The 21,088-nt window shown below is 67.2% G+C and carries 17 protein-coding genes and 1 tRNA gene; 14 read left to right on the top strand and 4 right to left on the bottom strand.

Features of this window, described 5'->3' with window-relative positions:
- Positions 1-77 precede the first annotated feature (77 nt).
- The 14 genes from AC1MFL_RS04310 to glpK all read left to right on the top strand — a co-directional run bounded on the left by AC1MFL_RS04310 (position 78) and on the right by glpK (position 16,676).
- The gene (locus tag AC1MFL_RS04310; RefSeq protein WP_479813623.1) at positions 78-1,004 is read left to right on the top strand and encodes a DedA family protein; all 927 of its coding nucleotides are present in this window, start codon (positions 78-80) and stop codon (positions 1,002-1,004) included.
- 103 nt (positions 1,005-1,107) lie between these two features.
- Positions 1,108-2,262: an adenosine deaminase gene (locus AC1MFL_RS04305; protein WP_479813622.1), complete on the top strand. Its 1,155-nt coding sequence runs from the start codon at positions 1,108-1,110 to the stop codon at positions 2,260-2,262.
- Between the two features lie 64 nt (positions 2,263-2,326).
- Positions 2,327-2,950, top strand: coding sequence for a MazG nucleotide pyrophosphohydrolase domain-containing protein (locus AC1MFL_RS04300; RefSeq protein ID WP_479815309.1), 624 nt, complete (start codon positions 2,327-2,329; stop codon positions 2,948-2,950).
- Between the two features lie 157 nt (positions 2,951-3,107).
- Positions 3,108-4,388, top strand: a complete 1,281-nt coding sequence (eno, locus tag AC1MFL_RS04295; RefSeq protein ID WP_479813621.1) for a phosphopyruvate hydratase — start codon at positions 3,108-3,110, stop codon at positions 4,386-4,388.
- A gap of 186 nt (positions 4,389-4,574) precedes the next feature.
- On the top strand, positions 4,575-5,402 hold the full coding sequence (locus AC1MFL_RS04290) for an FtsB family cell division protein (protein WP_479813620.1): 828 nt from the start codon (positions 4,575-4,577) through the stop codon (positions 5,400-5,402).
- Between the two features lie 101 nt (positions 5,403-5,503).
- The gene (locus AC1MFL_RS04285) at positions 5,504-6,223 is read left to right on the top strand and encodes a DUF501 domain-containing protein (protein WP_479815307.1); all 720 of its coding nucleotides are present in this window, start codon (positions 5,504-5,506) and stop codon (positions 6,221-6,223) included.
- Entirely contained in the window at positions 6,220-7,167 is a 948-nt protein-coding gene (locus tag AC1MFL_RS04280; RefSeq protein WP_479813619.1) for a Ppx/GppA phosphatase family protein, read from the top strand. The genes AC1MFL_RS04285 and AC1MFL_RS04280 overlap by 4 nt, the downstream gene beginning before the upstream one ends.
- 139 nt (positions 7,168-7,306) lie before the next feature.
- Positions 7,307-8,695 carry a S8 family serine peptidase gene (locus AC1MFL_RS04275; RefSeq protein WP_479813618.1) on the top strand — a complete coding sequence of 463 codons (1,389 nt, stop codon included), beginning with the start codon at positions 7,307-7,309 and terminating at the stop codon, positions 8,693-8,695.
- Between the two features lie 38 nt (positions 8,696-8,733).
- On the top strand, positions 8,734-10,203 hold the full coding sequence (locus AC1MFL_RS04270; protein ID WP_479813617.1) for an NAD(P)/FAD-dependent oxidoreductase: 1,470 nt from the start codon (positions 8,734-8,736) through the stop codon (positions 10,201-10,203).
- A 122-nt stretch (positions 10,204-10,325) separates the two neighbouring features.
- A complete protein-coding gene (locus AC1MFL_RS04265; RefSeq protein WP_479813616.1) occupies positions 10,326-11,273 on the top strand; it encodes an N-acetyltransferase in 948 nt (315 codons plus the stop codon).
- Between the two features lie 32 nt (positions 11,274-11,305).
- Positions 11,306-11,379 (top strand) — tRNA-Leu (locus AC1MFL_RS04260).
- A 176-nt stretch (positions 11,380-11,555) separates the two neighbouring features.
- Positions 11,556-12,911, top strand: a complete 1,356-nt coding sequence (locus tag AC1MFL_RS04255; protein WP_479813615.1) for an ABC transporter substrate-binding protein — start codon at positions 11,556-11,558, stop codon at positions 12,909-12,911.
- Positions 12,912-13,329: 418 nt separating this feature from the next.
- Complete coding sequence (locus tag AC1MFL_RS04250; RefSeq protein ID WP_479813614.1) at positions 13,330-15,084, top strand: glycerol-3-phosphate dehydrogenase/oxidase; 1,755 nt, start codon at positions 13,330-13,332, stop codon at positions 15,082-15,084.
- A gap of 74 nt (positions 15,085-15,158) precedes the next feature.
- The gene (gene glpK / locus AC1MFL_RS04245; RefSeq protein ID WP_479815305.1) at positions 15,159-16,676 is read left to right on the top strand and encodes a glycerol kinase GlpK; all 1,518 of its coding nucleotides are present in this window, start codon (positions 15,159-15,161) and stop codon (positions 16,674-16,676) included.
- An 89-nt stretch (positions 16,677-16,765) separates the two neighbouring features.
- Here glpK and AC1MFL_RS04240 read toward each other — a convergent pair whose 3' ends face one another.
- From AC1MFL_RS04240 to AC1MFL_RS04225, 4 genes are read right to left on the bottom strand one after another with little or no spacing between them, the layout of a single operon-like run.
- A complete protein-coding gene (locus AC1MFL_RS04240) occupies positions 16,766-17,539 on the bottom strand; it encodes an ABC transporter ATP-binding protein (protein WP_479813613.1) in 774 nt (257 codons plus the stop codon).
- Positions 17,536-18,618 carry an ABC transporter ATP-binding protein gene (locus AC1MFL_RS04235; protein ID WP_479813612.1) on the bottom strand — a complete coding sequence of 361 codons (1,083 nt, stop codon included), beginning with the start codon at positions 18,616-18,618 and terminating at the stop codon, positions 17,536-17,538. Before AC1MFL_RS04235 ends, AC1MFL_RS04240 begins: the two co-directional genes overlap by 4 nt.
- Positions 18,615-19,586, bottom strand: a complete 972-nt coding sequence (locus AC1MFL_RS04230) for a branched-chain amino acid ABC transporter permease (RefSeq protein WP_479813611.1) — start codon at positions 19,584-19,586, stop codon at positions 18,615-18,617. Before AC1MFL_RS04230 ends, AC1MFL_RS04235 begins: the two co-directional genes overlap by 4 nt.
- Before the next feature lie 9 nt (positions 19,587-19,595).
- Positions 19,596-20,879 (bottom strand): branched-chain amino acid ABC transporter permease, encoded by a 1,284-nt coding sequence (locus AC1MFL_RS04225; RefSeq protein WP_479813610.1) that lies wholly within the window; start codon positions 20,877-20,879, stop codon positions 19,596-19,598.
- Between the last annotated feature and the right edge of the window lie 209 nt (positions 20,880-21,088).

Here is a 21,088-nt window from a genome sequence, read left to right as displayed (position 1 = left end):
AGCGAACGTAGCGCATCCCTTCCGGTCATGGGACACTGAAGAGCGCTTTTCGAAACTTTCCTAGGAGCATGTCCCGCGTGGAATTCATCAATGAGGCTATCCTCCATGCCGCGGGACAATGGTGGATTTATCCGATCCTCACCGTCTTCTGCTTCATCGACGGTTTTGTGCCGATTCTGCCCAGCGAGACCCTCATCGTCGCCCTGGGCGCCCTCTCCGTCACCTCCGGCCAGCCGAACATGTGGTTCGTGATGGCCGCGGCCGCCCTCGGCGCAGTCGCGGGCGACAACATGGCCTACCTGCTGGGCCGCCATGTCGGCGTCGAGCGCTTCCGCTGGATGCGCAAACCCAAGGTCCAGCGCGCCCTGAACTGGGCACGCTATGAGCTCGACAAGCGCGGCGCAATGCTGATTTTCACCGCCCGCTATATCCCGGTCGGACGCGTGGCCGTGAACTGGATCGCCGGCACCACCGCCTACCCGCGCCGCCGCTTCGTTCTCCTCGACATCATCGCCTCCGTCACGTGGGTCGCCTACTCGGCCGGCGTCGGCATCATCGCCGGGAACTGGGTCCACGAGCACCCGCTGCTCGGGGTCGGCATCGCCGTCGCCTTTGCCGTCGTCCTTGGCATCGTGATCGACCACGCGCTGACCTGGCTGCACCGCTGGCGCGACACCCGGGGTGCCGCCGCTGCGGCCGGCCGGGCCGCCGCCATGGCTGCCGAAGCCAAGGCCGCACACACCCACACCGCCTCGTCGACGACACCGGCGCCGGCCAAGGCCGCGCCCGCCCAGCCGTCACCCACCAAGGCCACACCCGCCAAGGACCCGCAGACGGCGCCCGAGACCACAGACGCCGAGCCAGCCGGGCCCACCACGGCCGTGCCGGCCACGAAGGCGGCCACCACAGCCGCGCCCAGCGAGGCCGGCGCCGCGCCCCGCCAGGCCGGCGGAACCATGTCCTTCCCCGCACAGTTGGCGGCGCCGGCCGACGCCGAGGCCTGAATCCCCGACCGCAGGCGCGCAGCCCGCACTACCGGCTGGGGATCCGCCGCGTCCGCGGCCTGACCGGCTGGCATTGCCGGGCCCCCGACCCTAAGGTTGGAGCGTGACTGAGATAATTCTTGACGCTGCCCCTGACCTCGACTTCGACCTGAAGGGCCTCCCCAAGGTTTCCCTTCACGACCACCTGGACGGCGGACTCCGTCCGGCCACCATCATTGAACTTGCCGAGGCTGCGGGACACACCCTGCCCTCCACCGACCCCGTCGCCCTGGGGGAGTGGTTCCGCGAATCCGCCGACTCCGGCTCGCTGGTCCGCTACCTTGAGACCTTCGACCACACCATCGCCGTGATGCAGACGAAGGAAGGCCTCTTCCGCGTCGCCAAGGAATTCGTCGAAGACCTCGCCGACGACGGCGTGGTCTACGGCGAAGTACGCTGGGCCCCGGAACAGCACCTCCAGCAGGGCCTGAGCCTGGACGACACCGTCGAGGCCGTGCAGGCTGGCCTCGACGCCGGCGTCGACGCCGTCGCCGAGACCGGCCGCGACATCCAGGTCGGCCAGCTGATCACTGCGATGCGCCACGCCGACCGCGGCCAGGAAATCGCCGAGCTGGCCGTCCGCCACCGCAACAACGGCGCCGTCGGCTTCGACATCGCCGGTGCCGAGGACGGCTTCCTGCCGTCCCGTTTCAAGGACGCCTTCACCTACCTGGCCCAGCACAATTTCCCGGCCACGGTCCACGCCGGGGAAGCCGCCGGGCTCGAAAGCATCCAGTCTGCCCTGGTCGACGGACGCGCCCTGCGCCTGGGGCACGGCGTCCGGATCGCCGAGGACATCACCGTTGAATTCGAAGACGAAGATGCCGACGCCGAGAGCGATGAGGCCGACGACAACATCGGCATGGTCACCCTCGGTGAGCTGGCCAGCTGGGTCCGCGACCGCGGCATCGCGCTGGAAATCTGCCCGTCATCCAATCTGCAGACGGGCGCCGTCGCCGGCTTCGGCGAGGGAATCGAAAGCCACCCGCTGGACATGCTCTACCAGCTCGGCTTCAACGTCACCATCAACACGGACAACCGGCTCATGAGCGGCGTGACCCTCACGGACGAGTTCGAACTGCTGGTCGAGACGTTCGACTACGACCTCGACGACCTGCTGGAGCTGACGCTGAACGCAGCCGAGGCAGCCTTCCTGCCGCTTGAGGAGAAGGAAGCCCTCGTCGAATACATCAACGAGGCCTACGCCGACCTTGGCTAACGAGGACAACCCAGTGGGCGCGCTGGTGGGGGTTATAGCCCAGCTGCGCGTCCACTGCCCCTGGATGGGTGCCCTCACCCACGAATCCCTCGTGGAGTACCTCCTCGAGGAGGCCTACGAGGTGGCGGAAACCATCGAGACGGCCGCCGGCGACGCCGAGCTGAAGGCCGAACTGGGCGACGTCCTGCTCCAGGTGGTCCTCCACGCCCGGCTCGCCCAGGAACGCTCCGCCTTCGACCTCGACGACGTCGCGCGCGGCCTCACCGCCAAAATGATCCGGCGCAACCCGCATGTCTTCCGGCCGGACGGCTCGCTGCAGGAGACCTTCCCGGCCACGGTGGAGGAAATCGTGCGGAAATGGGATGCGGTCAAGCGTTCGGAGCAGGTGCTGCACTCCGGGCACCCGCACTCCGGCACTGACCCCTCCCTGAGCCGGGGGCCCCTCGGCGGTGTCCCCGCCGCCCTTCCGGCGCTGGCCCGGGCCCAGAAACTCCTGGACCGCGCCGAACGCGCGGGCCTCCCCGCACCCGTTGAGCCGGTCGGGATACCGTCCACGGAACAGGACCTCGGGGACCTGCTCTTCGCGGTCGCCGCCGCCGCCCGCACGCGGGGGCTCGACGCCGAACGCGCCCTGCGCGGCGCCAACCGCCGTTTCCAGCAGAGCCACTCCCCGCCGCCGACGCCGTGACCCGCCATAATGACGTCCGGGGACTGGATAGGTTTCCGTAACCTATCCCACTCTCGACTAGGCTGGGTAGCGACGAGGACGTCGGTTTTTCAGCATGATCCCAGCTTGATTTCCCATCAGATTCCCAGCAGATCGCTTCACCCAAAGGAGCCTACCCATGGCGCTTATCGATGCCATCCACGCCCGCGAGATCCTCGATTCCCGTGGCAACCCCACCGTAGAAGTTGAAGTCCTGCTCTCGGACGGCCAGATCGGCCGCGCAGCAGTTCCCTCCGGCGCCTCCACCGGCGAGCACGAGGCCGTTGAGCTCCGCGACGGCGACAAGGGCCGTTACCTCGGCAAGGGCGTCCAGAAGGCCGTCGACGCCGTCATCGACCAGATCGCCCCGGCCCTGATCGGCTTCGACGCGACCGACCAGCGCAGCATCGACCAGGCGATGATCGACCTGGACGGCACCGCCAACAAGAGCAAGCTCGGCGCCAACGCCATTCTCGGCGTGTCCCTGGCCGTCGCAAACGCCGCCGCGGCCTCCGCCGACCTGCCGCTCTATAAGTACCTCGGCGGCCCCAACGCCCACGTCCTGCCCGTGCCGCTGATGAACATCCTCAACGGCGGCTCGCACGCCGACTCCGACGTCGACATCCAGGAATTCATGGTTGTCCCGCTCGGCGCCGAGACCTTCTCCGAAGGATTGCGCTGGGGCGTTGAGGTCTACCACGCGCTCAAGGCTGTCCTGCAGGCCAAGGGCCTGTCCACCGGCCTCGGCGACGAGGGCGGCTTCGCACCGAACCTGCCGTCCAACCGTGCGGCCCTGGACCTCATCCAGGAAGCCATCCGCAACGCCGGCTACACTCCGGGCAAGGACATCGCCCTCGCCCTCGACGTGGCCTCCTCCGAGTTCTTCAAGGACGGCGCCTACCAGTTCGAAGGCAAGGCCCTCAGCTCCTCCGAGATGAGCGCCTACTACGCCGAGCTCGTCGCCGACTACCCGCTGGTGTCCATCGAGGACCCGCTGGACGAAAACGACTGGGAGGGCTGGAAGACCCTCACCGACGCCATCGGCGACAAGGTCCAGATCGTCGGTGACGACCTCTTCGTCACCAACCCGGAGCGCCTGCAGACCGGCATCGATTCGAAGACGGCCAACTCGCTGCTCGTGAAGGTCAACCAGATCGGTTCCCTGACCGAGACCCTGGATGCCGTCTCCCTCGCCCAGCGCGCGGGTTACACCACCATCACCTCGCACCGCTCCGGCGAAACCGAGGACACCACGATCGCTGACATCGCCGTTGCCACCAACGCGGGCCAGATCAAGACCGGTGCCCCGGCCCGCTCCGAGCGCGTCGCCAAGTACAACCAGCTGCTGCGCATCGAAGAAGAACTCGACGACGCCGCACGCTACGCCGGCCGGAGCGCTTTCCCGCGTTTCAAGGCCTAGTAACCGCAGGAACTGCGAACCGGTGGCTATGGTTGAAAGACCATGGCCACCGGTTCCTTTTTTGGCGCTCTTGTGGTGCCGCACAGCCGGTTCCGGCCGGCTCAGGTCCGTGCCGGCACAGGCCACGGGGATCAGCACTGCACACAGCAAGCCGGCCGGGTGAGAACCCGGCATTACAGGAGTGACATGGCTACCCGTCGACCCAAGGTTCCCCGGGCCACGGCTGGGGCCCCGAAGGCTCCGGACACAAACGACGGCGGCGACGTCATCCAGGCTGATTTCGGCGTTTCCCGCGAGGCCCACCCCCACGCGTCCGGCAACGCCCGCACGGCCGGCGCACACACGAGCGGATCCCCGCGGCAGGCCGCCGCTCCGCCGGCCGCCGGCCGGCAGAACGCGGCGACGGCAGGCCCAAGGAAATCGGGCACGGCGACGCCGGGCACCGCCAGGTCCGGCACGGCACCCGCCACCCCGAAGCCAGAGACGAAGTCAGGTCCAGGGGCGTCCGGCGCTGCCAAGCCCGGCGCTGCCAAGCCCGGCGCTGCGAAGTCAGGCGCCGCCAAGCCCGGCACTGCCAAACGGTCCAAGGACGGCTCCGCGCACGCGGGGGAGCACCTCGGCCCGGTCCCCGCCAAGGCTTTCTCCGGCCGGATGCTGGCGCTGTTCGTCGTCATGATTGCCATCACCATCATGCTGGCGCCCACGGTCAAGATCTTTTTCGAAAAGCGGGCCGAAATCGCCGCCCTTCAGGCGGACATCTCGGCCAAACAGTCCCAGCAGAGTGACCTTCGGCTCCAGGTCTCCCGGTGGCAGGATCCGAACTACGTGAAACAGCAGGCCCGCGACCGCATTAACATGGTTATGCCCGGAGAGACGGGCTACTGGGTCTTCGGCAGCGATCTGCCGGCCGGAGCCTCCAGTGGCGCGGCCGGTGCAGGATCAGTACAGAACCCGGCCGAGCTGCCCTGGGTGGACTCCCTCTGGGACTCCGTCCGGCGCTCGGCGACAGACTAAGACGCGGCGCCCGCCGCAGGATTGTCCACCGGACAAGCCAGACAGGGCAGGAAGGTGCCGCGCCCGTGGACGAGAACCCAGTGGACGAGAACCTGTTGGCAGTGCACCCGGCAACGCCGGAGACCGCCGGCTCCACGCCGGAATCCCGCCGGCCCTCGCCCCGCGACCTCGATGTCCTGAGCCGGCAACTGGGCCGCCCGGTGCGTGACGTCGTGGAGATTCCGGCCCGCTGCGTTTGCGGCAACCCGCTGGTGGCGGCCACTTCCCCGCGGCTGAGCAACGGCACACCCTTCCCCACAACCTTCTACCTGACGCACCCGGTCATCACCTCGGCGGTGTCGCGCCTCGAGGCGGCGGGCCTGATGAATGAGATGAACGACCGGCTCGGGGGAGACCCGGCACTGGCGGCGGACTACCGCGCCGCCCACGAAGCGTACCTGGCCTCCCGCGCCGAGATCGGGGCCAGGTCCGGGATCGGCGCAGTCCCCGAGATCGACGGCATCTCCGCCGGCGGCATGCCTACCCGCGTCAAATGCCTGCACGTCCTGGTGGGCCATTCGCTGGCCGCCGGACCGGGCGTGAACCCGCTTGGAGACGAGGCCATCGCGGCCATCGGCGAATGGTGGACCAAGGACCGCTGCTACTGCGACGGCGCCTGGGACACCGGCGGTGAAGCCCCCTCGCAGGACCTCAGCCGGCACGGCCCGCAGGGACTCCCGGGGATCGTGGGCCGTCCGGCCCCGGTCCGGAAGGCGCGCGCCGCAGATCCCGGCGATACCCCCAACGCCGGAACCGCCCCGGCAGACGGGGCCGCCCAGTGACCCGCGTGGCCGCCGTCGACTGCGGCACCAACTCGATCCGCCTGCTCATCGCCGACGCGGACACCGACGGCGCGGCTCCCCGGCTGGCCGATCTCGTGCGCGAAATGCGCGTCGTCCGGCTCGGCCAGGGCGTGGACGCCACCGGAGAACTCGCCCAGGAGGCGCTGGACCGGACCTTCGCAGCCGCCGCGGACTACGCCGGGCAGATCCGCCGGCACGGGGCGACCAAGCTCCGCTTCGTCGCGACCTCCGCCACCCGTGACGCCGGCAACCGGCAGGTCTTCGTCGATGGCATCCGCGAGATCCTCGGCGTCGAACCCGAGGTCATCACCGGGGACGAGGAAGCCGCACTGTCCTTCGCCGGCGCCAGCAGCGTGCTGCCCTCCCGGGGCGAGGACCCGGTCCTCGTGGTCGACCTCGGCGGCGGCAGCACCGAGTTCGTGCTGGGCAATGCCGGCGGCGTCATCGCAGCCAGGAGCGTCGACATCGGCTGTGTCCGGATGACCGAGCGCCACCTGCGCAGCGACCCGCCCACGGCGGAACAGATTGCCGCCGCGGAGGCGGACGTCGACGCGGCCATCGATGAGGCGGCCCGGACCGTCCCGCTGGACCGCAGCGCCGCCGTCGTCGGGGTGGCAGGTTCCATCACCACCATCACGGCCCACGCGCTCCGCCTGCCGGAGTACTCCCCGGCGGCGATCCACGGGACCGAACTCCCGCTCGACGTCGTGCGCCGGGCCTGCAGCGAACTGCTGGCGATGTCACATGCGGAACGGGCTGCGCTGCCCTACATGCACCCGGGCCGGGTGGACGTGATCGGGGCAGGCGCCCTCGTGTGGCGGCGCATCCTGGAACGGCTGGCCGGGGCCACCGGCCACAGGGTCACGACGGCCGTCACCAGCGAACACGATATTCTTGACGGAATTGCCTTGAGCATCAGCTAGGCAACAGACTGGCTGGACTGTGTGTCCGCCGGACGCGCCGCCCAGGCGCCCCTTCCGACATCCCCGCCCGGATCCCTCCGGCAGTCCGCAGCGCCACCGTATCCGCAGCACCACTGCTGTCCCGCCGATAGGACCTGAAATGACCAGAGCAACAGCCCGGCGCCGCCGGACCGCCTCGGCGTTAATGGCCTTGGCGCTTGCGGGCGGCACCCTGACAACGGCCTTGACCGCAGCCCCGGCCGCACACGCCGACGCCTGGCGCGACAAGGAATACTGGCTGGCCGAATCCGGCATCACCAAAGCCTGGGAAGTCTCCAAGGGCGCCAACGTCAAGGTCGCCGTGATCGACAGCGGCGTGGACGGCAAGCACCCCGACCTCGCCGGAGTGCTGGCCGGCGGCGTCGACATCTCCGGCGCCGGAACTCCGGACGGCCAGAAAAGCATCGGCGCGAAGCCCGAACACGGCACCCTCGTAGCCACCATGCTGGCAGGCCGCGGCCACCAGCCCCCCGATTCGACCGCGAAGCCCAGTCCCAGCCCGGGCCCGTCCGTCAGCCCGGACGGGATCGTCGGGGTGGCACCGGAAGCGCAGCTGCTGTCCGTCTCCACCTGGCTCGGATCAGCCAACCCCGGCGGCAAGAGCGACCAGGACCAGATCCCCCAGGCCGTCCGCTGGGCCGTCGACAACGGAGCCCGCGTCATCAACATCTCGCTGGGCAGCACCTCACCGGAATGGCCGCAAAGCTGGGATGCGGCCTTCCTCTACGCCGAGCAGAAGGACGTGGTGATCGTCGCCGCCGCCGGCAACCGGGGCGGGGGCAACATCCAGGTCGGGGCCCCGGCCACCATCCCCGGCGTGCTGACCGTCGCCGGCCTGGACCGCAAGGGGACCGCCAGCATTGATTCTTCATCCCAGGGCATCAGCATCGGCGTCGCGGCCCCGGCGGAAAACCTGATCGGCGGCCTGCCCGGCGGCGGCTACGCGGAATGGGCCGGCACGTCCGGCGCCACCCCGATCGTGGCCGGCGTTGCGGCCCTGATCCGCTCCAAATGGCCGGACATGTCGGCCAGCCAGGTCATCAACAGAATCGTCAGCACCGCGAAGGACGCCGGCGCCCCGGGGAAGGACCCGCTCTACGGATTCGGCATCCTCGACGCCGAGGCCGCACTCAAGGCCGACGTCGCCGACAGCCGGACCAATCCGCTGGGTTCGATCTCCGACTGGATCCGCGTCCACCGGCGGGGCAATCTGGCCACGACGCCGGCCGCCGCCGCGGCGGCCCCGTCCAGCGCGGCCCCCACCCTCCCCGAGGCCACCGTCCCGGTCGCGGAGCCCCCGTCCGAACTCGACAGCGCCGTGCCGGCCATGGTGGTGCTCGGATTCGGCGGACTGTTCCTGTGCATCGTGGCCGCCGCCGTCTTCCAGCTCCGCCGGGCGGCGCGCATGCCCCCTGCGGAAGGCCCCGACGGCCCCGGGGACCCGGACACCGGAGTGCGTGATTCGGTGGATTCCCGCGGGAAACCGTAGTTAGTGAAGTTTTTCACAAACTACGGTATTCTTGGGGAATGGCATCCTCCCCTCAGCTCCAGGACCGTCCCAGGGTACTCGTCGTCGGCGGCGGGTACGTCGGCCTGTACGTAGCCCTCAAACTGCAGAAGAAGATCGCGAATGCCGGTGGCATCGTCACTGTCGTAGATCCCCTGCCCTACATGACCTACCAGCCCTTCCTCCCCGAAGTTGCCGGCGGCAACATCGAGGCACGCCACGCCGTTGTCTCGCACCGCCAGCACCTCAAGCAGACCGAACTCATCCAGGGCCGCGTCCTCTCGATCGACCACGTAAACCGCACTGCCGTGGTTGCCCCGGCTGACGGCGGCGAGAACTTCGAGGTTCCTTACTTCGACGTCGTGGTTGCCGCGGGCGCCATCACCCGGACCTTCCCGATCAAGGGACTCGCGGACAAGGGCATCGGCCTTAAGACCATCGAGGAAGCCGTTGCCCTGCGCAACAAGGTCCTCGACCGGATCGAAGCCGGCTCGCTTATGACGGACCCGGCCGAGCGCGCCCGCGCCCTGACGTTCGTCGTGGTCGGCGGCGGCTTCGCCGGCATCGAGTGCATCACCGAAATGGAAGACCTCGCCCGCGCCGCGGTCAAGAACAACCCCCGCGTCAAGCAGGAGGAAGTCCGCTTCGTCCTGGTTGAAGCAATGGGACGCATCATGCCCGAGGTCACCGCCAGCCAGGCCGAATGGGTCGTCGAGCACCTGCGCAGCCGCGGCATCGAGGTCCTGCTCAACACCTCGCTGGACAACGCCGAGGGCTCCCTGAAGCTCATCAACCTCCCGGACAAGTCCGCGGCCCAGGAATTTCAGGCCGACACCCTGGTCTGGACCGCCGGCGTGCAGGCCAACCCGATGGTCCGCTCCACCGACTTCCCGCTCGAACCGCGCGGCCGCGTCCGGGTCCTCGCGGACCTGCGCATCGCCGGTGACGAAGGCATCATCGAGAACGCCTGGGCTGCCGGCGACGTCGCGGCAGTGCCGGACCTCACGGGCAACGGCCTGCCGGACGGCACCTGCGTCCCGAACGCCCAGCACGCGCTGCGCCAGGCCAAGCTCCTCGCCAAGAACCTGTGGGCCTCCCGCTGGGACAAGCCGCTCAAGGATTACAAGCACAAGAACCTCGGTGCCGTCGCCGGCTTCGGCGAATGGAAGGGTGTTGCCAACATCAACCTTCTGGGCCGCATCGGGCTCAAGGGCCCGCTGGCCTGGCTGGCACACCGCGGCTACCACGGCCTGGCCATGCCGACCGTGGAACGCAAGATCCGGGTCATCTTCGGCTGGATCCTGGCCTTCTTCATGGGCCGCGACACCACCCAGCTGATCGACCTGGACAACCCGCGCGGCGCCTTCGTCGCCGCTGCGACGCCGGCCCCCAAGCCGGCTGCAGCCCCCGCGGCTCCTGCCGACGCGAAGCCGTCTGCAGAGGCCGGCAAGGCAGCAAACAAGGAAGCAGTCCCGGCTGACTCCAAGTAGCCTCCAGCAGCATCCGACGGCGGCCGTTCCCTTCCGGGGGAGCGGCCGCCGTCGCCGTAAAGCGGCATTCGGGCTCGCCCGGCCTGTCCGGGCGGGCCCGGGCAGGCCCCTAGACTGGCACGATGACAGCTGAAAATGACCTTCACACACTGCTGGCCACCATGCACCCGGAAATCCGCGAAGGCGAGTTCGTCTACGTCCTCTGGCCGGATGGCCGCCCCCTCCCCAGGGCGATCTCGGCCGCCGTCCGCGAAGCCGAAGGGCTGACCGTTGTGCTGCCCCGGGCCGAAGCCGACAGCCTCGGGCTGAGCTACGACTTCGTCGGCGCCTGGATCACCCTCCAGGTGCATTCCCCGCTGGAAGCCATCGGCCTGACAGCAGCCGTCAGCGCCGCCCTGACCGAGGCCAAAATCAGCTGCAATGTCCTCGCCGGTTTCCACCATGACCATCTCCTGGTTCCGATCGCTGACGCTGACCGGGCGCTCGAAGTGCTGCACGAGCTGGCCGCAGCCAACGGGGAGCACAAACCCGCCCCGGAGCTGGTGCTGCGCAGCGAACAGCCCGGCGACCGGCCCGCCCTTCTCGCCCTCACCGCCGCTGCTTTCGCCGTCTCACCGGTCACCGGGCTGCCGGTCGAAGGCGAACCCGAAGAGGTGCGGCTCCTGGCCGCACTCTTCGACTGTGAGGAATACCTGCCGGAGTTCAGCGTCGTTGCGGAGCTCGACGGGGAGCTCGTCGGGCACGTAATCAGCACCCGCGGCTGGGTGGGGGACCTGGAACTCCTGGGCCTCGGCCCGATCGGCGTAGTGCCCCGCCTGCAGCGCCACGGCGTCGGCGGTGCGCTCATGAAGGAAACGATTGCTCGGGCCAACGCCGCGGGGGAGCGCGGCATCGCCCTGCTGGGGGACCCGGAGTACTATTCGCGGTTCGGCTTTGTGACGTCCACGTCCCTCGGCGTGGACGCCCCCGATCCGGGCTGGGGTGCGCACTTCCAGTTGCTTCCGCTGGCCGTCTGGCCGGGCGGCGTGAGCGGAACATTCCGCTTCGCCAAACCGTTCGGCATCGCCTAGACCGGGTCCGGACGGGATACCATGGACCGGGCGCCCCAGTAGCCCAATTGGCAGAGGCAGCGGACTTAAAATCCGCGTGTTGTGGGTTCGAGTCCCACCTGGGGCACACTTCCTGGCGCCCGTCCGAATCAGGGCAGATTTCCTCTATGCAACGAGTGTTATAAGGATGTGACCGTAGTCACTTTGGTTCGGGCCGGAATTGCACTAGCTTGAAGTTAAATCAGGAACACCTGATCTTTCGCATCAAAGGCCGTTCGCACCTTTAGATCGAGGAGCTTGTAAATGACTTCACTCCCCCAGGTGGCGCCCCGCATCGCTAAGCTGACCGCGCTCAGCATCGGCGTCGCCCTTCTGGCTACGGCTTGTGGTGGCTCGCCCACCCCGACGTCGACCGGATCCGGATCCGCTTCGGCAAGCGCCGCAGGCATCGCCTGCCCGGCACCGAGCGCAACGGCCGGCTCCACCACTGCCGCCGCAGCCACCGGGCCCGTGCCGGCATCATCCACCACCATTGACACCCCGCTGAAGATCGGCTCGCTGCTGCCGACCACCGGATCGCTGGCCTTCCTCGGCCCGCCCGAAATCGCAGGTGTCAACCTTGGCATCAAGGAAATCAACGATGCCGGCGGCGTGCTCGGCAAGCCCGTAGAGGTCATCCACCGCGACTCCGGTGACACCAAGACCGACATCGCCACCCAGTCCACCAGCGCCCTCCTCGGCCAGGGCGTCGGCGCGATCATCGGCGCCGCGTCCTCGGGCGTCTCCAAGACCGTGATCAACCAGATCACCGGTGCCGGCGTCGTCCAGTTCTCTCCGGCCAACACCTCCCCTGACTTCACCACCTGGGATGACAAGGGCCTTTACTGGCGCACCGCGCCCTCGGACGTCCTCCAGGGCAAGGTCCTCGGCAACTACATGGCCTCCTGTGGCGCCCAGACCGTCGGCATGATCGTCCTGAACGACGCCTACGGAACCGGCCTGGCAAAGAACGTGCACGATGCAGTTGAGGCGGCCGGGGGCAAGATTGTTGCCCAGGAACTCTTCAACGAAGGCGACTCCCAGTTCAGCAGCCAGGTCGACACCGTCCTCGCAGCCAAGCCGGATGCCATTGCCCTGATCACCTTTGACCAGGCCAAGAGCATCATTCCGCTGATGACTGGCAAGGGCATCAAGCCCACCCAGATCTTCATGGTGGACGGCAACATGTCCGATTACAGCAAGGACTTCCAGCCAGGCACCCTGAAGGGCGCCCAGGGCACCATCCCCGGCACCTTCGCCAAGGATGACTTCAAGAAGAAGCTCCTCGCCATTGATCCCGCGCTGAAGGATTACAGCTACGCAGGCGAGTCCTACGACGCCGTGAACCTGACCGCGCTGGCGGCCGAGGAAGCGAAGAGCGCCAAGGGCGTCGATATTGCGGCGCACCTCAAGGACGTGTCCGAAGGCGGCGAGAAGTGCAACTCCTTCCCGTCCTGCGTCACCCTGCTCCGCAACGGCAAGGACATCGACTACGACGGCCAGTCCGGCCCCGTAACCTTCTCCGACGCCGGGGACCCGACCGAGGCCTACATCGGCATCTACCAGTACCAGGATGACAACACGTACAAGCCGGTCAAGGAAGAATTCGGCAAGCTGTAAAGCCCCCTTACCTAGCCGCAGAAGACCCCCGTCCGTTCCGGACGGGGGTCTTCTGCGTGCGGGGGAGCCGCACCGGGTTCGGGTGCCCCGGCGCCGGGACAACGTGCATATCCGTCCGCCAGTCAGGACCAACATGTCCGGCCCGCCAGTGTCGCGCGGTTGGCACATGCCCTCGGAGGATGCCTGCGGCCCCACCCGTCAACAGGCCTGGCCCCCGCGGAAAACCCCACATTTTCCCCGTTAGCGGGGCCCATCGGGGGAACCGCGGCCGCCCGGCTCGGCTCCGCAGCAGGGGAAAATCGCCGCAAACTCCTGTGTTGCACGTTTGTGCAGAACGCTTGAACATATTCCCGCCCTGTTCGAAGAATGAAAGGGAAGGCGCCGCAGGGCGCAAAGAAGAAGCTGCAAGGGAGCAACTTTGAGCAAGCACGAATCCACCGGTGACCGCAGTCCGGCCCAGGCCCGCACGAGCGTTGACGGTCTGCGCGAACGCCCCCGGGCGAAGGTGCTGATCATTGGCGGGGGCATCAACGGGGTTGGCACGTTCCGGGACCTGGCGCTGCAGGGCGTGGACGTTGCCCTGGTGGAACGCGGGGACTACTGCCAGGGCGCCAGCGGCGCCTCGTCCCACATGATCCACGGCGGGATCCGCTACCTGGAAAACGGCGAATTCCGCCTCGTCAAGGAATCGGTCACCGAGCGCAACCGGCTCCTCAGGCTCGCCCCGCACTATGTGAAACCGCTGAAAACCACCATTCCGATCTTCAGCACGTTCTCCGGCGTACTGGCCGCCCCGCTGCGGTTCCTGACCCACAAACAGCAGGGCACACCCAAGGAGCGGGGGGCCTTCCTGATCAAGATCGGGCTGAGCCTGTATGACTCCTTCTCCCGCGACGGCGGCAGTGTCCCGCGGCATGAGTTCAAGGGACGAGCCCGGGCGCTGCAGGAACTCCCCGACCTCAACCCCGGCGTGAAGTACACGGCCACCTACTTCGACGCGTCGGTGCACAACCCGGAGCGGCTCACCCTGGATGTCCTCCAGGACGGACAAAGGGCCGCCGCCGGCAAGGACACAGCCCGCGCGGCCAATTACGTCGGCGTCACGGGCATCGGCGACGACGGCGTCCAGCTCCGCGACGAACTCACCGGGGAAACGTTCTCCTTCACCGCCGACGTGATCGTGAACACGACCGGGGCCTGGGTCGACCTGACCAATGCGGCGCTGGGCTCGCCATCCCTCTTTATGGGCGGGACCAAGGGATCCCACATTGTGCTGGACCATCCCGCCTTGCTCGAGGCCTGCAACGGCAGCGAAATCTTCTTTGAGCACACGGACGGACGGATCGTCCTGATTTACCCCATGGGGGACCGTGTCCTGGTCGGCACCACAGACACCCGGGCGGACATGGCGGCGGACGCCGTCTGCACTGACGAGGAGATCAGCTACTTTTTCGACCTGATCAAACACGTCTTTCCTGACATCACGATCACCCGCGAGAGCATCGTGTACAGCTTCGCCGGCGTCCGCCCGCTCCCGCGTGACGATGCCGAGAACCCCGGGTTCGTCTCCCGCGACTACCGCATCGAACGCAGCGAGCGGGCCATCTCCGGCAGCAACGTCCCGGTCCTGAGCCTTGTAGGCGGCAAATGGACCACCTTCCGGGCGCTGTCCGAGCATATGACCGACGATGTCCTGGCCATCCTCGGCCACAACCGGACAGTATCCACCGCCAAGCTTCCGGTCGGCGGCGGAGCTGACTTCCCGGCCACACGGGCCGACGAACAGGCATGGATCGCGCGGCATGTCTCCGGTGATCTGGACGAGGCCCGGGTCGAGGGACTCCTGGCCCGCTACGGGACCCGGGCAACCGAGGTCATCGCCTACCTCACCGCCGGCGAGGACCGTGTCCTGGACTCGACCCGCGAGCTGAGCCGGCGCGAAGTCGAGTTCATGGTCCGGCACGAGCAGATCGGCCACGTGATCGACGTCCTCATCCGGCGCACCTCGCTGGCCTTCCGCGGCCTGGTCACCGCCGAACTCGTCACCGAACTGGCCCAGGCCCTTGCGGGACCGCTCGGCTGGGACACGGACCGGACGGCCCAGGAAATCACACACGCACACGACGTGCTGCAGCGTTTCCACGGGCTTCCGGTACAAAGCCAAATTTCCTGACCCACAGCACGGTGAGGCACCCAGCTCCGCACCACAGCTCTGCCCCCGGCATCACCTACGACAAGGACGTCATGATGAAGCAGTACGTAATAGCAATCGACCAGGGCACCACCAGCAGCCGAGCCATTGTTTTTGACCGCAGCGGCAACATTGTCTCCAGCGGCCAGAAGGAACACGAACAGATTTTTCCCCAGGCCGGCTGGGTGGAGCACAGTCCGGTGGAAATCTGGGACAACATCCGCGAAGTCATCGGCTCAGCGCTGTCCAGGGCAAACCTCACCAGCCACGACATCGCCGCCGTGGGGATTACCAACCAGCGTGAGACTGCCGTCGTCTGGGACAGGACAACGGGCCGCCCGGTGTACAACGCCATCGTCTGGCAGGACACCCGCACCCAGGACATCGTGGACGAGCTGGCCAGGTACGGCGGTGTGGACCGTTTCAAGAAGCAGGTCGGGCTGCCGCTGGCCACCTACTTCTCCGGTACCAAGATCAAATGGATTCTGGACAACGTCGAGGGTGCGCGGGGCAAGGCCGAGGCCGGGGACCTGCTGTTCGGCACCACCGACTCCTGGGTGATCTGGAACCTGACAGGAGGCAGCACCGACGGCGGCCTCCACGTCACGGACGTCACCAACGCGTCCCGGACCATGTTCATGGACCTGCAAACACTGCAGTGGGACGGCAGCATCCTTGAGGCCTTCGACGTGCCCCGGTCCATGATGCCCGAAATCAGATCCTCTTCCGAGGTCTACGGCACTGTCCACCCGTCCCAGCTGCTGCGCGGAGTTCCCATTGCCGGCATCCTGGGCGACCAGCAGGCCGCCACCTTCGGGCAGGCAGCATTTGGCAAGGGCGAGGCCAAAAACACCTATGGCACCGGCTGCTTCCTGATCTTCAACACCGGGGAGGAGATTGTCCATTCCAGCAATGGCCTGCTGACCACACTCGGCTACAAGCTCGGCGATGCGAAGCCGCACTACGCCCTGGAAGGATCCATCGCCGTCACCGGATCGCTGATCCAGTGGCTGCGGGACAACCTTGGCCTGATCGATTCCGCGCCGGAGGTCGAGGCGCTGGCCGCCTCGGTCCCGGACAACGGCGGCGCCTATTTCGTTCCGGCGTTCTCCGGGCTCTTCGCTCCGTACTGGCGTCCGGATGCCCGTGGCGCCCTGGTCGGGCTGACCCGCTTCGTCACCAGGGCGCACATCGCCCGGGCGGCGCTGGAGGCGACGGCCTTCCAGACCCGCGAGGTACTGGAGGCCGTCAACGCCGACAGCGGGGTGTCGCTGACCGAGCTGAAGGTCGACGGCGGCATGGTCGCCAACGACGCCCTCATGCAGTTCCAGGCCGACATTCTCGGTGTTGCCGTGGTCCGGCCCAGGATCGTTGAAACCACGGCGCTCGGTGCCGCCTACGCGGCCGGCCTGGCTGTCGGCTTCTGGCAGGACCTCGGGGAGCTCACCGCCAACTGGGGCGAGGACAAGCGCTGGACACCGAAAATGGACGAGGCCGAGCGTTTCCGCCAGCTCCGTCTCTGGAAAAAGGCCGTCACCAAGTCCATGGACTGGGTCGACGAGGACGTGCAGTAGGCCCCGCCGGCCACGGGGCACACAGGAGGGCCGCCACCGGCTGGTGACGGCCCTCCTGTTCGTGCGGACCTGCCCGGAACGGCCCGGGACTACTCGACGGTGTCGGCCAGGGTGCCCAGGTACAGCTGGATGACCTTGGGGTCCTTCATGAGCTCCCGGCCGGTGCCGGTGTACGCGTCCTTGCCCTGGTCCAGGACATAGCCGCGGTCACAGATCTGCAGGCAGCGCCGGGCATTCTGCTCAACCATGATGACCGAGACGCCGGCGCGGTTGATCTCGTGAACCCGGAGGAAAGTCTCGTCCTGTTTGACGGGGGAGAGGCCTGCGGAGGGCTCGTCGAGCAGCAGCACGGCCGGGTCCATCATCAGGGCCCGTCCCATCGCAACCATCTGGCGTTCGCCGCCGGAGAGCGAGCCCGCGCGCTGGGCACGCCGCTTGCCGAGTTCCGGGAACAGGCCCGTGACGAAGTCGAAGCGCTTGGCGAAGTCCTTGGGACGCTGGAACATGCCCATCTGGAGGTTCTCTTCGATGGTCAGCGCCGCGAACACATTGTTGTTCTGTGGCACAAAGCCGATGCCCCGGCTGACCAGCTTGTTGGCCTTGAGCCCGGTGATGTCCTGGCCCCGGACCACTACGGAACCGGAGTGGACCTTGACCAGCCCGAACATCGCCTTCAGCAGTGTGGACTTGCCGGCGCCGTTGGGGCCGATGATGCCGATCAGTTCACCCTTGCGGGCCTCAATGCTGCAGCCGTTGAGGATGTTGACGCCGGGGATGTAGCCCGCCACCAGATCGGTGACCTTGACGACCGAATCCTCATCGTGCACGGGCTGGGCGGCGGGTGCCGCACTGGTGGCGCTCATTCTGTGTCCTTCTCTGTGCTGTGCGGCTGCTCGCCGCGGGTCGGCTCGTCGGCGCTGCGCCTGCCGCGCGCCGGTTCGGTGCTGCCCGGGCCCGTCGGCTTGTCGGTTTCCGCAGCGACGACGTCGAGCGAGATGATGCCGGCGTTCTCGGTGCCGACAATCGACTCCTCATCGGCGACCAGTTCGGCGGCGAGCTCCTTGATGCCTTGCGCGTCGCCGAGGTCCACGTCGTGGTGGGCGCCCAGGTAGGCGTCGATCACGGCCGGGTTCTTCATGACCTCGGCGGGCGGGCCTTCGGCCACGATCTTGCCCTCGGCCATCACCACTACCCAGTCTGCGATGTGCCGGACCATGTGCATGTCGTGTTCGACGAACAGGACGGTCATGCCCTCGGCCTTGAGGTTCTTGATGTGGTCCAGCAGCGACTGGGTCAGCGCGGGGTTGACGCCTGCCATCGGCTCGTCGAGCATCACCAGCTTGGGCCGCACCATGAGGGAGCGGGCCATTTCCAGCAGCTTGCGCTGGCCGCCGGAGAGGGACGCCGCGTAGTCGTCCTTCTTGGCATCCAGCTTGAACTTCTCCAGCAGCACGTTGGCGTCCGCGGTGATCTTCTTCTCCTGGCCGCCCCAGATGCCCTTGAACAGGGCCTTGGAGAGCCGCTCGCCGGCCTGGTTCGAGGCGCCGAGGCGCATGTTTTCCATCACCGTGAGCTTGCCCATGACCTTGGTCAGCTGGAAGGTGCGGACCATGCCCATCCGGGCAACCTTGTACGAGGAGACCCCGGCCAGGCTGTTGCCTTCGAACTGCCACTTGCCCGAGTTGGGTGTGTCGAAGCCAGTGAGCAGGTTGAACAGGGTGGTCTTGCCGGCGCCGTTGGGGCCGATCAGCGCCGTGATCTTGTGCCGCGGGATCTCGAGGTACTCGACGTCGACGGCGTTGATGCCGCCGAAGCTGCGGGTGACGTTTTCAGCCACCACGATCGGGTCGCGCTTCTTGCAGCCGGGCGCAATTTCCCCGGCGGCGATCGGACGCGTGTCCGTCATGTAGTTAATGCCAGTTTCTTCGCTCTGCGTGCTCATGCGAACGCCAGCTCCTTTTTATTGCCGAGGACTCCCTGGGGCCTGAAGATCATCAGCAGCATCAGCGCGACACCCACGAGGATGTAACGCAGCTGTCCGGCCTGGACCGTGTTCAGCCAGGTGATGGTGCCGGATTCGATGAGGCCGTACAGGATGCCCTGGGTGAGGGACAGCACGACCCAGAAGATCATGGCGCCGACGACCGGCCCCAGCACCGTGCCCAGACCGCCGAGGAGCAGGCAGGTGTAGAGGAAGAAGGTCAGTTCAGTGCCGTAGTTCGCGGGCTGGACCGCCCCGCGGGGCAGGGTGAAGATCATGCCGGCGAGGGCGCCGAGGACGCCGCCGATGATCAGGGCCTGCATCTTGTAGGCGTAGACGTTCTTGCCGAGGGAGCGGACGGCGTTTTCGTCCTCGCGGATGCCCTTGAGGACTCGACCCCAGGGGCTGCGCATCAGGAGCCAGACCAGGGTGCAGCACAGGGCCACGACCACCCAGGCGACCACCCGGATGAAAAAGTCCCGGTTGTTCATTCCCATCAGGTAGGTGCCCGGCGGGAAGGGGTTCATGGCGTAGAAGTCGCCCTCGAACGCGGCGAGGCCGTTGGCGGAGCCAGTGATGGCGGTCAGCTGGTTGGTCGTGACGATGTAGCGCACGATTTCCGCCGCCGCGATCGTGACGATGGCGAGGTAGTCGGCCCGCAGCCGGAGGGTGGGAATACCGAGCAGCAAGGCGAAGATGGCCGAGCTGACCACGGCGATCAGCAGGCCGACGAAGAAGGGAACACCAAACGTCAGGGTGGAGATGGCGAAACCATAGGCACCCACCGCCATAAAGCCGGCCTGGCCGAAGTTGAGCAGGCCCGAATAGCCGAAGTGAACCGCAAGGCCGAGAGTGGCGAGGGCGTACGCCGCCGTCGTCGGGCTGAACAGTTCACCGGCAGCACTGGAAAATATGAATCCGAAGTCCATGGCTGTCTCCTAACCCACGCGCTCGCGCCGGCCCAAGATGCCTTGGGGCCGGATCAGAAGGACAATAATCATGATGAACAGTGCTCCCACGTATTTGAGGTCGGCGGCGAGGCCGAACACGGTGGTCAGCTCCACGAAGATACCGACAATGATGGATCCGATCAGGGCGCCCCATACTGTGCCGAGGCCGCCCAGGGTGACGCCGGCGAAGATGAGCAGCAGGATCTGCGAACCCATATCGAAGGTGACGCCGGGCCGGTAGTACGCCCACAGGATGCCGCCGAGGGAGGCCAGCATGCCGCCGGTCACCCAGACAATCCGGATGACGGAGTCGACGTCGATGCCCGAGGCCGCAGCCAGCGCCGGGTTGTCGGCGACCGCGCGGGTGGCTTTGCCGAGCCGGGTCTTGAGCAGGACGATGCCGAGCAGGGCGATGACAACGGCGCTGATCACAAGGGACCAGAGGTTGTTCGGGGAGATGGAGACCGGGCCAAGCTGGATCTCCGCGCTCTGGGCGAACGGGAGCTGCTGGGTGGCTCCGCCGAAGAAGAACTGGATGACGTACCGCACGGCCAGGGCGAGGCCGATGCTGACGATCATCATCGGAACCAGGCCGGTCCCGCGGCGCCGGAGCGGTTTCCACAGCCCGGCGTCCTGGACGTAGCCGAACAGGCCGCCGCCCAGCAGCGCGAGGATGATGGACAGCCAGAACGGAAGGTTCATGGCATTGAAGGCAAAGACCAGGACGGCGCCGAGGGTGACCATCTCACCGTGGGCGAAGTTGGTCAGGCCGGTGGTCCCGAAGATCAGTGACAGGCCAACGGCGGCGAGGGCGAGCAGGAGGCCGAAGCTCAGTCCCGCCACGAGCCGGTTGATCAGGTTCTGGCCGAAGTCCTGCTGCTGGATGACGATGCCTTTGCCGAAGGCGAAGATCACCGAGAGGTTGGAGGTCTGGCTGAAGGTGACCTTGCGGGGGTTTTCCTGGCCGTCGGCGAGTTTGATGCCCTGCGGCAGGGTGGATTCATCCAGTTTGACCTCGTAGGTCCCCTGGGTGGGTACCCCGATGGTCCAGGCGCCGTTGGCGCCGGACTTGGCGGTTCCGGTGAAGTCGCCGCTCGTGGCCGTGAGGGTGACGCCAACGATCGGGGCGCGGTCGTCGCCGCGCAGGAAGCCGCTGATGCTGTTCTGGTATGTGGTTGCCGACGGGGATGGTGTCGGTGCGGGGCTCGTGGCCTGCGATGCCGGCGCGACGATCAGCAAAAGCGCGGCTACGGCGGCAAATACAGCCCCCACAGCTTTCAGCAGTCTGCCGCGCCGTCTGTGCGACAGGCCTCTCGGTGTGCTTCTCAAAATGAAAACCTCCACATGGGGTGGTGTGGGTTGCGCCCTTGCAACCACTGCGAACGGTCAGGGTGACGGGGATGTGCCCCGTGCGATGCGGTGGAGCTGTTGAGCTGTGATATCCGTCACCCTGTTTGGCCCATGTTACAGCCCGTTCGGGG

Source organism: Arthrobacter sp. BG3 (genome assembly GCF_056680185.1).
The sequence above is the reverse complement of the archived record's forward strand: the minus strand, read 5'-3'. Positions and strand labels throughout refer to the sequence as shown.